The sequence below is a fragment of the Pseudomonas sp. 32_A genome (assembly GCF_017490905.1).
GTDB classification, from domain to species: domain Bacteria; phylum Pseudomonadota; class Gammaproteobacteria; order Pseudomonadales; family Pseudomonadaceae; genus Aquipseudomonas; species Aquipseudomonas inefficax.
In genome coordinates, this window is record NZ_JAFGYI010000014.1 from 109,758 (window position 1) to 122,666 (window position 12,909).

At 64.7% G+C, this 12,909-nt stretch carries 12 protein-coding genes; all 12 read right to left on the reverse strand.

Translation table 11 applies throughout. The features are described from left to right. Positions 1-77: 77 nt before the first annotated feature. A complete protein-coding gene (locus tag J5M58_RS11315) occupies positions 78-1,343 on the reverse strand; it encodes a flagellar hook-length control protein FliK (RefSeq protein ID WP_207878143.1) in 1,266 nt (421 codons plus the stop codon). A gap of 72 nt (positions 1,344-1,415) precedes the next feature. Beyond that, entirely contained in the window at positions 1,416-1,763 is a 348-nt protein-coding gene (locus tag J5M58_RS11320) for an Hpt domain-containing protein (protein ID WP_207878144.1), read from the reverse strand. 48 nt (positions 1,764-1,811) lie between these two features. Continuing rightward, on the reverse strand, positions 1,812-3,503 hold the full coding sequence (locus J5M58_RS11325) for a fused response regulator/phosphatase (RefSeq protein WP_207878145.1): 1,692 nt from the start codon (positions 3,501-3,503) through the stop codon (positions 1,812-1,814). 8 nt (positions 3,504-3,511) lie between these two features. Further along, a complete protein-coding gene (locus tag J5M58_RS11330) occupies positions 3,512-3,817 on the reverse strand; it encodes an STAS domain-containing protein (protein ID WP_112253083.1) in 306 nt (101 codons plus the stop codon). A 217-nt stretch (positions 3,818-4,034) separates the two neighbouring features. Beyond that, a complete protein-coding gene (fliJ, locus tag J5M58_RS11335) occupies positions 4,035-4,487 on the reverse strand; it encodes a flagellar export protein FliJ (protein WP_112253084.1) in 453 nt (150 codons plus the stop codon). Between the two features lie 6 nt (positions 4,488-4,493). Then, entirely contained in the window at positions 4,494-5,852 is a 1,359-nt protein-coding gene (gene fliI / locus J5M58_RS11340; protein ID WP_207878146.1) for a flagellar protein export ATPase FliI, read from the reverse strand. Beyond that, entirely contained in the window at positions 5,842-6,636 is a 795-nt protein-coding gene (gene fliH / locus J5M58_RS11345; protein WP_207878147.1) for a flagellar assembly protein FliH, read from the reverse strand. Before fliH ends, fliI begins: the two co-directional genes overlap by 11 nt. A gap of 101 nt (positions 6,637-6,737) precedes the next feature. Further along, positions 6,738-7,757: a flagellar motor switch protein FliG gene (gene fliG, locus J5M58_RS11350; protein ID WP_003257289.1), complete on the reverse strand. Its 1,020-nt coding sequence runs from the start codon at positions 7,755-7,757 to the stop codon at positions 6,738-6,740. Then, positions 7,750-9,528 (reverse strand): flagellar basal-body MS-ring/collar protein FliF, encoded by a 1,779-nt coding sequence (fliF, locus tag J5M58_RS11355; RefSeq protein WP_207878148.1) that lies wholly within the window; start codon positions 9,526-9,528, stop codon positions 7,750-7,752. The genes fliG and fliF overlap by 8 nt, the downstream gene beginning before the upstream one ends. Positions 9,529-9,543: 15 nt before the next feature. Next, a complete protein-coding gene (gene fliE, locus J5M58_RS11360; protein ID WP_013973606.1) occupies positions 9,544-9,876 on the reverse strand; it encodes a flagellar hook-basal body complex protein FliE in 333 nt (110 codons plus the stop codon). Positions 9,877-10,098: 222 nt separating this feature from the next. Next, positions 10,099-11,454 (reverse strand): sigma-54 dependent transcriptional regulator, encoded by a 1,356-nt coding sequence (locus J5M58_RS11365; protein WP_207878149.1) that lies wholly within the window; start codon positions 11,452-11,454, stop codon positions 10,099-10,101. Further along, the gene (locus J5M58_RS11370) at positions 11,454-12,671 is read right to left on the reverse strand and encodes a PAS domain-containing sensor histidine kinase (RefSeq protein ID WP_112253090.1); all 1,218 of its coding nucleotides are present in this window, start codon (positions 12,669-12,671) and stop codon (positions 11,454-11,456) included. Before J5M58_RS11370 ends, J5M58_RS11365 begins: the two co-directional genes overlap by 1 nt. Positions 12,672-12,909 lie beyond the last annotated feature (238 nt).

Sequence of the window (12,909 nt, forward strand, 5' to 3'; positions counted from 1 at the left end):
TGCACAGGTTGCGAATCCTGCATTGTACTTGTGGGAGCGGGTTTACCCGCGAAGAGGCCAGTACAGGCAATCGAGATCTACGCGTAATAATCGACCGCGCTGTCGCCAACAACCACCTGTTGCTCCACAGGCCGGGCGCTATCGACTGCCTCGCCGCCATCCTGCTCGGCCCGGCGCGCCGCCACCCCGGACAGGTTGCTGCCCTGCGCCTGCCCCTGCTGCTGCTGTTGCCCGCGCGACTGGTCGGCCACGTTGACATCCGGCTGTGCCAGCCCCTGCTGGGCGAACAGCTCGCGCAGGCGGTGCACCTGGCTGTCGAGGGCGTCACGCACACCGGCGTGGCCGCTGATGAAGGTGATCTGGGTCGACTGGTCCGTCGCAACATTGACGCGAATGTCCAGGCGCCCCAGCTCCGCCGGCTCCAACTGGATATCCGCCGACTTGAGGTTCTGGCTGGACAGGTACATGACCCGGTTGACCAGGCCCTCGGCCCAGGCGTTCTGGTTCATCGGCAGCGGTTGGTGCAATGGGCTGGCATTGGCCGGCACGGCATTGGCGGTCTTGGCCGTGGCGGCCTGGGTCAGGTTGGCCAGGCGGTTGGCGAAATCGTCGACGCGCGTATCGCTGCCAGCGCTCTTGGTGTCCTTCAGGCCATCTTCGAGCAAGCCAGCAAAGGCCTTGTCGCCAGGCTCGCCGGTTTCACTCTCGGCATTCTCGACCAGATTCGCCAAGGTATTGACGGCCATCTGCCCGTCCTCGCCCTGGGCCTGTGAAGGGTCCAGGGCATGCGCCGAGGTCGCCCCTTTGGCCTGGGCGCTTTGTTCCAGTGCCAGGCGCAAGGTCGGCAGGTTGGCCAAAGGGTCGGCGTCAGGGTCGAAGGCTTCCTCGGCGACTGGCTCCTCGGGCAGTGCGGCGGTGACCTGGGCCTGCGCCGTGGCGGCTTGCAACACAGGTGCCACCGCCTCGGCCTGGGCCTGAATCAGCTGTGCGCCAGGCTGAGCGTCGGTTACCTGGCCGGCCACAAGGCTGGCATCGCGCACGCCAGTGTCCGCTTGAGCCTGGTCGTCGGCTGGCAATTGTTTGCCGTCATCGGCAACGGCGGGGTTTTCCGCAGCGTCTTTCTTGCCGCCTTGTGCCGCCTCGGATTTGTCCTTGGGCTTGGCCTGGTCGGCCTTGTCGTCCTGCGCGGCGGCCTTGTCGCGGCCCCGCCTGGCCATCACCTGGCCAAAGCTGTCACCCTTGTCGCCCGGCGCCTGCAGAGGTTTTTCAACCTGCGTGGTGGCCGACCGCGAGGTGGTGGCAATGGCGTTGCCTTGCAACAATGGGTTGGGTGCGACAGGCATCGAGCAGTCTCCGCGCCAGAAACAAAAAAATAATCCGGCCAGAGACACGCAAGACTCGCGCCAAGTTGTGGGTTAACCTGCCGAAATGCGTTGCTGCTCACCTCGGTAGAAGCGCTGCACCTCGACGAACTCCAAGTCGATGCGGCTGATCAGGTCCTCGATGCCATACAGTGGGGGCCGCTGCGCGCGCTCCTCCAGCTGCTGGCACAGACTGGCCAACACAACTGCGCCCATGTTGCTGCTGCTGCCCTTGAAACTGTGGGCTGCAGAACTGAGCTCTTCGGCACTTTTGGCCGCGTGCAGCTGATCAAGGCGCTGCTCGGAGTCGTCGAGAAAGGTTTGCACCAACTGCAGGTAGCCATCTTCCATGATCTCACGCAGGTCGCTGAGTACCTTGTGGTCAATATGCATGTCAGTCACTTGTTCACTCCTTGATCAAGCCAGATTATGCCCGAGCCAACCCGTGGCTCACCAGACGAACTCCACATGCGCGCAGCGCCCGCCATCACTCCAGTGCGCACTGCTGGCCAACCGCCGCACCAGGTTCAGGCCTCGCCCGCTCAGCTCCTGCGCCAGCGAGGGCCGCGACAGCACGCGCTGCACATCGAACCCGGCACCGCTGTCACGGACCTCGATCATCAGACGCCCGCCATCGGCCTGCGGTTCAACCTGGAAGTCGATGCGTACGTAACCGTCGGTCAGCACCCCAAGGCGCCGAGCGCGTTCCTGATAGTAGTCGGCAAAGCCCTGTACATCGCGTTTGAGCTGCGAGTCCAGGCCCAGCACGCCATGCTCCAGGGCGTTGGAATACAGCTCGCTGAGCACACTGTGCAGGTTGCCGGTACGTGCGCGCAGGCCGTGAATCTCCTGCAACAATTGCACCAGGTACGGCACCGGGTTGAAGCGTTTCAGGCTCTGGCCACGCACCTCGAACCCCAGCGACCAGTCCAGCGGGCTGGAGCGGCCGCTATCAGAGTAGATCATAGGCGCCGGCACCCGCTCCTCGGCGCTGAACATGCGAATGTCGCACAAGCTGATGTCATCGCGCGGGCGCCCGCCAAAGCGCTCCAGGGCCTGCATCACTTCGTCGAACAGCCGCACCGGGTCACGGTTGTCGGCCAGCACCCTGCGCAGGCGCTGCACGCCGAACAGGCGTTCCTGGTCGTCGGCAGTGTCCAGCACGCCGTCCGACAGCAGCAGCAGGCGCTCGCCTGGTGCCAACGGCAACACTTCGGTACTGTCATCGAAACGCTCGGCATCCAGGATGCCCAGTGGCAGGTGTCGCGAACTCAGCACCGACAGCACCTGGCCATCCACTGCCAGGCGATAGCCATCAGGCATGCCACCGTTCCACACCTCCACCGAACCGCGCTGCATGCTGAGGTTGAGCAACAGCGCACAACAGAACATGTCCACCGGCAGGATGCGTTTGAGCTTGGCGTTCATCTCGCGCAGGACCTGGGCCATGCCGTAGCCCTTGGCAGTCATGCCGTAGAACACTTCAGCCAGCGGCATGGCCCCCACCGCCGCTGGCAGGCCGTGGCCGGTGAAATCGCCAAGCAGCACGCGCATGTCGCCGGACGGGGTGAACGCGGCCAGCATCAGATCGCCATTGAACAGCGCATAGGGCGACTGCAGGTAGCGGATGTTGGGCGCGGCCAGGCAGCCGGAGTGGGCCACCTTGTCGAATACTGCCTTGGCCACCCGCTGCTCGTTGAGCAGGTGGTGGTGGTGCCGGGTAATCTGGTCACGCTGCTCCAGCACGGTGGCCTGCAGCCGGCGCAGGCGGTCCATGGCGCGGATCTTGGCGCCGAGGATAACCGCACTGTAGGGCTTGGCCATGAAGTCGTCGCCCCCGGCCTCCAGGCAGCGCACCAGGCCTTCCTCCTCGTTCAATGACGTCAGGAAAATGATCGGCACCAGCGCTTCGCCGGCCAGGGCCTTGATCTGCCGTGCCGCCTCGAAGCCGTCCATCACCGGCATCAGTGCATCCAGCAGCACCAGTTGCGGGCGCCGCTCGATGAACAGTGCCACCGCCTGCTCGCCGTTTTCCGCGGTGAATACCTGATGACCCTGCCGGCGCACGATCTGCGCCAGCAGCAGACGGTCGGCGGCACCGTCTTCGGCGACCAGCACGGTCAACGCCTGTTCGGCGGGCATGTCGGCGCTCAACTGATATCGAAGAGTTTTTCGAAATTGGAGATGGCGAGGATCTTGCGCACATCGGAGCTGGCATGCACCACCCGCACATCAGAATCATCGCCGCCCGCATGGTCACGCAGCAACAGCAGCATGCCGAGTGCAGAACTGTCGAGGTAGGTGGTGTCCTTCAGGTCGACGACCACCGAATCGGGCCGGCGGGGCTGGCGTTCGTAGGCGTCACGAAATTCCTGGTGCTTGCCGAAATCGAAGCGCCCCTTGATCTTTATCGTCAGCTTTTTCCCATCCTGCGAAAAATCAGTCTCGACTGCCATGCTAGCGATTCCTTCGATGATGGCGGATGCAACTCCTTAAAGGTTTAGCAGGCGATGCCGGGGGTGGCAAGCACACGATTCTGCGTGCAGCGCGACATATATGTGCTGCCTGTACTGGCCTCTTCGCGGGTAAACCCGCTCCCACAGGATCTCCACCACTTCGAATCCTGCGTCGTACTTGTGGGAGCGGGTTTACCCGCGAAGAGGCCATTACAGGCTATAGATGATTCTGCCGCGGCAGGCGCTGGGACAGCTCGTCGAGCAAGCGCTGCTCGCGCTTGTCTTCGGCGCGCCTGGCTTCGTCCAGGTAGCGCTGCACCAGCTTGCGCAAGCCTTCCACCCGGGCATAGGCCTGCTGCCAGGTGCCGCGGGCGTTGTTGAGGTTGTTCTGGTGCCAGGCCAGGCTCTGGCGCTGCTGGGTCATGGCCGTTTCCAGCTGCCCGAGAAAACGCTGGTAATTGACCAGCCAGCTACCATTTACCCCCTGCCCGCCACGGTTGATCCACTGCAGCTGGTAATCCTCGCGAAACCGCTCGAGCTCGGCCAGCTTGGCCTGGGCGGTGGCCACCTGCTGCTGGAAATGCCCAAGGCGCTGGGCCGCCTGGCGCTCGGCCTCTTCGGCCATGTCCACCACCGGCGCCAGGCGCGCGGCACGTCCGGGCAACGCCATGGCCTATCAACCGCCCGCCGGGGGCGCAAAGATCGCCCCCAACTGTTCACGGCTCTGCGCCATGCCCACGCTCTCGCGCAGGCCCTGGCGCAGAAACTCCAGCAGCTTCGATTGCAAGGCAATGGCCAGGTCGGTTTCCGGGTCGCCACCCGCCACGTATGCGCCCACGCTGATCAGGTCGCGGCTTTGCGACAGGCGCGACCACAACTGCTTGAACTTTTGCGCCTGGCGCAAATGATCGGCATCGACCACCTGGGGCATGACCCGGCTGATCGAGGCTTCGATATCGATGGCCGGATAATGGCCTTCCTCGGCCAACCGCCGCGACAGCACAAAGTGGCCATCGAGCACACCGCGCGCCGCGTCGGCAATCGGATCCTGCTGGTCGTCACCTTCGGACAACACGGTATAGAACGCGGTGATCGAACCACCGCCTGGCTCGCCGTTGCCGGCCCGCTCCACCAGCTTGGGCAGCTTGGCGAACACCGACGGCGGGTAACCCCGGGTAGCCGGCGGCTCGCCGATGGCCAGGGCGATTTCCCGCTGAGCCTGGGCAAAACGGGTCAGCGAGTCCATCAGCAACAGCACGTTCTTGCCCTTGTCGCGGAAGTACTCGGCAATACGCGTGCAGTACATGGCCGCACGCAGGCGCATCAGCGGCGCATCGTCGGCGGGCGAAGCGACCACCACAGAGCGCTTGAGGCCTTCTTCACCAAGAATATGTTCGATGAACTCCTTGACCTCGCGCCCCCGCTCACCGATCAGGCCGACGACGATGATTTCGGCTTCGGTGAAGCGGGTCATCATGCCCAGCAACACCGACTTGCCCACGCCGGTACCGGCAAACAGGCCCAGGCGCTGGCCGCGACCGACGGTGAGCAGGCCATTGATGCTGCGAATACCCACATCCAGCGGCTTGCTGATGGGGTCGCGGTTCAACGGGTTGATCACCGGGCCGTCCATCGGCACCCAGTCCTCGGCCTTCATCCCACCTTTGCCATCCAGTGCGCGGCCGGCGCCGTCGAGCACTCTGCCGAGCATGCTCATGCCCATGGGCAGGCGGCCGCTGTCATCCAGCGGCACCACGCGGGCGCCGGGGGCGATGCCGACAATGCTGCCGACCGGCATGAGAAATACCTTGGGCCCGGCAAAGCCCATGACTTCGGCTTCCACCTGCACCGGGTGGTAGCTGTCATCGTTGATTACCAGGCAGCGGCTGCCGACTGCAGCGCGCAGGCCTTCGGCTTCCAGGGTGAGGCCGACCATGCGCAACAGGCGGCCTTCGACGATGGGTTGGGCCGGCAGCTCGATGGCCTCGGCATAGCTGCCCAGGCGCTTGCCGAAACTGGTGCGTTCAAGATGCATCCGGGCTACCCGCGGCGCGCTCTGGCAGGCTGTCCAGGTCTACCGACATGTCCGGCGCTGCCGGGTGCAGCGAATGGTCGTGCAACTGGTCGAACAGTTGGGCCACGGCTTTCTCGATGCGGGTTTCCATGGTCGCGTCGATGCGGCTGTGCGCGGTCTCGATACGGCAGCCGCCGGGTAGCAGTGCGCTGTCCTCGAGCAGCCGCCAGCTTTCCTCATGGCGTTCGCGCAGGGCCTTGGCCAGCTCGAAATCCTGCGGGTTGAGGTGGATGCGGATATTGTCCGCGCCCATGGGCAGCAGCTTGAGCGCTTCGCGCAGTACCTGGGTGATCTGACTGGAATCGCCCCGCAGTTCGCGACCGATCACCTGGCGGGTCATGTGTGCCACCAGATGGACCAAGGTTTTCTCGATCTGGGTGTCTTGCTCGGCGATCGGCTCCATCAGGTTGGTCATCAGCCGGTCGAGGCTTTCCAGCTTGGCCTTCAGGGCCTCTTCGGCTTCCTGGCGGACCTTGAGCTGGGTGCTATGGAAGCCCTCGCGCTCACCGGTGGCGAAGCCTTCGTTGTAGGCTTCCTGGCGGATGGCCTCGAGTTCTTCCAGGGTCAGTGGCTGGACTTCTTCCAGCGGCACTTCCTCGACTTCTTCCTCGATTACCGTGGGTTCTGGCGCAGGCTGGGGCTCAGGCTCCGGTTCCGGGTCGAAGCTGGGCAGCGCCCAGACATCCACGCCCTCGAGGTCGCGGGCGCGGATCAGGTCGCTGGGGTGATGTTCTTTGGTGGGCATGCTGTCATGTTCTCAAACCATGTTCAGCCGACACGGTCCCTGTGGGAGCGGGTTTACCCGCTCCCACAAGGGGCGGCGTCGGCCTTCAGATCGCGAATACCTTAGATCATTTCCTCGGCGCCCTTGCCGCCGAGCACGATCTCGCCGGCCTCGGCCATGCGGCGGGCGATGGTGAGGATTTCCTTCTGCGCCGTTTCCACGTCGCTGACCCGTACCGGCCCCTTGGCCTCCAGGTCGTCGCGCAACAGCTCCGACGCACGTTTGGACATGTTCTTGAAGATCTTGTCCTTGACCCGCTCGTCGGCGCCCTTGAGCGACACCACCAGCACGTCGGACGAGACTTCGCGCAGCAGTGCCTGGATACCACGGTCGTCGACGTCGGCCAGGTTGTTGAAGACGAACATCAGGTCTTCGATCTGCTCGGACAGGTCGCTGTCGATTTCGCGGATCGCGTCCATCAGTGCACCTTCCACCGAGCTGTCGAGGAAGTTCATGATGTCGGCGGCGCGCTTGATGCCGCCCAAGGTAGTACGCGCCGCGTTGGAGTTGCCCGAGAACTGCTTCTCGAGGATCTGGTTCAGCTCCTTCAGCGCCGCCGGTTGCACAGTGTTCAGCGACGACACGCGCAGGACGATGTCCAGGCGCACCTTGTGGTCGAAGTTGCTCAGCACTTCGCCGGCCTGGTCGGGGTCGAGGTAGGCGACCACGATGGCCTGGATCTGCGGGTGCTCGTAACGGATCACGTCGGCAACGGCGCGCGGCTCCATCCACTTGAGGCTGTCCAGGCCGCTGGTGTTGCCACCAAGCAGGATGCGGTCGACCAGGCCGTTGGCCTTGTCCTCGCCCAGGGCCTGGTTGAGCATCTTGCGGATATAGGCATCAGAGCCCACGCCCAGGCTGGTCTGGTCGCCGACGATTTCGACGAACTCGCTCATCACCTGCTCAACCTGTTCACGGTGCACATTGCCCATCTGCGCCATGGCCACACCCACCCGCTGCACTTCCTTGGGCCCCATGTGCCGCAGCACCTGGGCGGCGTCGGTTTCACCCAGCGAAAGCAGGAGGATCGCCGCCTTGTCGACGCGGCTCAGCTTGGCGGTAACGGCTCGGTTATCACTCATCGGCGTTGATCCACTCTTTCACGACCTGGGCAACGCGGCCCGGATCTTCGGCCACCAGGCCTTTGATTGCGTTGAGCTGTGCCTCGTAACCCTCGTTCGGGCTAGGCAGCAGAATGCTTGTCGGGCCACCCAGGCTGACGCGGTCGTTGGCCAGTTCGCCATCCAGACCCATCATGCCGCCCAGCTCCATGTCGCTATCCGAGGCAGCCTGCTTGCCGCCCCCTGTAATGTTGTTCAGCACCGGACGCAGTACGCCGAACACCAGCACCAGGATGAATACCACGCCCAGCACTTGCTTGACGATGTCCCAGAACCAAGGTTGCTGGTAGAAGGCGATGTCGGCGATTTCTTCGCCACGATCGGCGGCGAACGGCACGTTGATCACTGTCACGCTGTCGCCACGGCTGGCATCGAAGCCGACCGCGTCCTGGACCAGGCGAGTAAAGCGTGCCAGGTCTTCGGCGCCCCACGGCGCACGGGTGGTGTCGCCGGTGGCCGGGTCGATCTTGACCTGGTCGTCCACCACCACCGCCACCGACAGGCGGGTCATGCGCCCCTGCTGCTGGCGGGTGTGGCTGATGGAGCGGTCCAGCTCGAAGTTCTTGGTGCTTTGCTGGCGCTTGTCCGACGGGTACGGCGCGAGCATTGGCTGGCCGGTGGCCGGGTCCATGATCTGCTGGCCGTTGGCATCCACCAGCGGCTGGCCAGGCTGGATGGCCGCGGCCGGGGTGGCGGCACCACCGGTGGTCTGCGGCGCCGATGCAGGGCCTGGAGGCTGGTTGCTCAGCGCGCCGGGCACACCTTGCGGGCCCTGGCTGCTGGCACGTTGTTCGTCGACCGACTGTTCGCTGCGCAGCGCCGGCTGGTCGGGGTTGAACTGCTCGGAGGTGGACTCGACGGCACTGAAGTCGAGGTCAGCGGACACTTCGGCCTTGTAGCGGTCATTGCCCAGCACCGGCTGCAGGATGTTGTGCACCCGCTGGGTGAGTAGGCTTTCCACCCGGCGGCTGTAGTCGAACTGCTTGCCTGCCTGGGTCAGGGCGGTGTCCTGGATCTGCTCGGACAGCAGGTTGCCCTTCTGGTCGACCACGGTGACCTGGGACTTGTCCAGTTCCGGCACGCTGGTAGCGACCAGGTTGACGATGGCCATCACCTGCCCGGCTTCCAGGGCACGGCCCGGGTACAGCTCGACCAGTACCGAGGCGCTGGGCTTGCGTTCGTCACGCACGAACACCGAGCTTTTCGGGATGGCCAGGTGCACGCGCGCGCCCTTGACGTTGTTCAGGCTGGACACGGTACGCGCCAGTTCACCTTCCAGGCTGCGACGGTAACGGGTGGCTTCCATGAACTGGCTGGTGCCCAGGCCCTGCTCCTTGTCGAGCAGCTCGAAACCGACATTGCCATCGCTGGGTGCCACACCGGCGGCCGCCAGTTTCAGGCGCGCACGGGAGAGGTCGTCGGCCTTTACCAGCAGAGCGCCGGAATTGGGCTCCACGTTGTAGGGGATGTCGGCAGCGGCCAGGGTATCCATGACCTGCTTGGTGTCCATGCCCGCCAGGCTGCCATACAGCGGACGGTAATCGGGTTGTTGCGACCAGAGCACCACGGCAAAGCCGATCGCCACGCTGGCGGCCAGGCCGACCAGAAGGCCGACCTGACGCAGCATGGGCATCTGCGCGATGTTTTCCAGAAACGCCATGCCGAACAGCGGCGGTTTGGCCGCGGGCGGGCCGCTTTTGGCGGGGGGGTTGTCGACGACTGCTTCAGCCATGGTTTACGTCCGTCCTCAAACCGGCATCTGCATGATGTCCTGATACGCCTGGACCAGCTTGTTGCGTACCTGGGTCAGGGCCTGCATCGACACGCTGGCCTTTTGCGAAGCGATCATCACGTCGGTCAGGTCGACGCCACTCTTGCCGATCTCGAAGGCATTGGCCAGCTGGGTCGAAGCCTGCTGCGTCTCATGCACCTTGCCGATGGCCTGGCCGAGCATATCGGCAAAGGTACTCTGCCCGGGCGCCAGCTCGGGGGCTGCGGCCACCTTGGGCAGCGACATGGCATCGGCCTGCATGGCCCGCATGTCCAACATCAGACGATTGAATTCAACACCTTGGCTCATGACCCTTCTCTCTCCTGCGGCCGCATTTTTTTGACAGTGATGCGGCGGATAGCCAACCTAAAGCAACAAAGGTGCCAGCCTCCAGGGCTCAGGCAACATGACACCTGTGGGAGCGGGTTCACCCGCGAAGAATGCGACACAGTGCATGGCACCGGCTTTGCCGGTGTTCGCGGGTAAACCCGCTCCCACAGGAGTCGCACGCGCTGCAAGATGCGCTGTCAATCAACCGAACAGGCTGGCCTCGACGTCAAACCCGGCATCACGCATCTGCGCCAGCTTGTAGCGCAGGGTACGCGGGCTTATCCCCAGGCGTTCAGCCGCCTCTTTGCGGCGACCGCGCTCGGCGCGCAGGGTGTCGATGATCATCTGGTACTCATGACGACGCATGTCATCGCCCAGCCCGCCGACCTCGGCGGCCACCTCAGGTGACGGCTCCGTGCCAGCCGACAATGGAATGGCGCCTGCCAGACAAAAATCCGCCGCCTCGATCACCCCGCCCTGCTGCAGGATCAGCGCCCGCTGCAGGGCATTGTCCAGTTCGCGCACATTGCCCGGCCAGGCATACGCCTGCAGGCATGCGCGCGCCTGGGGCGACAGGCGGACCGGGGCGTGCTTCATCTTCGCCACATGTCGCGCCAACAGGCGCTCGGCCAATTGCAGGATGTCACCCGGGCGTTCGCGCAGGGGGCGCCAGGCCAGGGGGAACACCGACAGGCGATAGTACAGGTCTTCACGGAAGCGCCCGGCCGCCACCTCGCCAGCCAGGTCACGGTTGGTGGTGGCCAGCACACGAATATCCAGGCTGATCGGCTTGCGCCCGCCCACCCGCTCCACCTCGCGCTCCTGCAGCACGCGCAGCAGCTTGGCCTGCAAGGCCATTGGCATTTCCGAGATCTCATCAAGCAGCAAGGTGCCACCTTCGGCCTGCTCGAACTTGCCCGCCTGCGCAGCGATGGCGCCGGTGAAGGCCCCCTTCTCGTGGCCGAACAGGGTGGCCTCGAGCATGTTGTCGGGGATGGCAGCACAATTGATCGCCACGAAGGGCTGCGCTGCCCGCGGCGACTGCTGGTGAATGTAGCGCGCCAGCACTTCCTTGCCGGTGCCGGATTCGCCGGAGATCAGCACGGTCGAGTCACTGCGCGCCACCCGCGCGGCCAGCTCCAGCAACTGTCGGCTGGCCGGCTCGCAGGCCACCGGACCTTCTTCGTCAGCCACGCGCCCGGCGGCATGCCGCTCGACCAGGCTGAGCAACGCCTTGGGTTCGAACGGCTTGACCAGATAGTCGGCAGCGCCTTGACGCATCGCCTCGACGGCGCGCTCCACCGCGGCATGCGCGGTCATCAGCAACACGGGCAATTGCGGATGCTGGCGGCGCAGCTGAGCCAGCAGTTGGTGGCCATCCATGCCAGGCATGTTCACATCGCTGACCACCAGGCTGAAGGCCTCCTCCAGCACCGCATCCAGTGCTTCTTCGGCACTGCCCACCGCCTGGTAGGCGAAACCGCCGATTTCCAGAGTATCACCCAGCGCCTGGCGCAATACGCGGTCATCCTCGACCAGCAGCACCTTGATCGCCATTACACGCCCTCCGCCGGTTGCCCGTCGATCAACGGCAGCTCCACCCGCACGCAGGTACCACGACCGACCTTCGAGCGCAGGCGCAGCGTACCCTGGTGGGCGCGCACCACGGCCTTGACCACCGCCAGGCCCAGGCCGGTGCCTGTGGCCTTGGTAGTCAGGAACGGCTCGCCCAGGCGGCCGAGCAGGTCTGCATCGATGCCACTGCCGGCATCGCTTACAGACAGGTGCAGGCTGCGCTCGCGACGGAACAGGTGCACCTTCAGGCGCGCCGGGCCATCGCTGGCTTGCAGCGCATTTTCGATGAGGTTGAGCAATGCACCAACCAGGGTGTCCCGGTTGCACAGCAGCTCACCCAGATGGCTGTCGCACTGCCAGCGCACGGCGTGCCCTTGCACATGCGCCTGGGCAGCCTGCTGCAGGGCCTGGAACAAGGCTTTTGGCGTGACCCGGTCACTCAACGGCAGCTCGCCACGGGCGAATACCAGCATGTCGCGCACCTGGTGCTCCAGCTCGTGCAGGCGCTCTTTCAGGGTGCCGGCAAAGCGCTGCCGGGTTTCCACGCTCAGGTCTTGTTCGGGGTCAGCCAAGTGGCTGGCGTAGAGCATCGCCGCAGACAATGGCGTACGGATCTGGTGCGCCAGCGAGGCGACCATGCGCCCCAGCGACGACAGGCGCTCGTGGCGAGCCAGCTGGTCTTGCAGGCGACGGGTTTCAGTCAGGTCGTTGAGCAATACCAACTGGCCAGGCTCGGCATCCAGCGAGCGGGTGGCGATGGACAGACGGCGGCCGTCGCGCAGCGAGACTTCGTGACCGTCATCCTTGCGCGGAGCAAAGCTGCGCGCGATCACCTGGCGCCACAGCTGGCCGACCAGCGGCTCGCCGAGCAGTTCGCAGGCGGCCGGGTTGGCTTCGCGCACCAGGCCCTGACCATCGATCACGATGACCCCGCCGGGCAACAGGTCCAGCAAATTTTGCAGGCGGTTGGCCAGGCGTTCCTTTTCGCTCAGTTCATCGATGCGCTGGGCGCTGACCACCGCCAGCTCGCCCTTGAGTTCGCTGACTCGGGCTTCCAGCAGGCTGTAGGACTGGCTCAGTTGGCTGGACACCTGATTGAACAGGGCGAAGGCCTGTTCGACACCCTGGCGGCTTTCCTGCTCGACCAGGGTTTGCCCCTGCGGATCGGGGGCTCGGGATACGTGGGCGGCCTGGGGCATCTTGCTCTCTCGCGTGGCTGACCGTCATAAAAACGGTGTGTTGCCAGCGGTGTAGCAATAGCCGTGCCGGAGATAGGGTTTAATGCAGGGCTTGAGATTTGTGGTGGGGCGCAAATCGAGCGCCGCCCGCGCGGCGCTTCGCGGGTGTTTGCCGTTACACTTTCTGCGCCTGTTAGACCGAGCGCCGCCCGCGCGGCGCTTCGCGGGACAAGCCCGCTCCCACATTTGTTGCAACGTG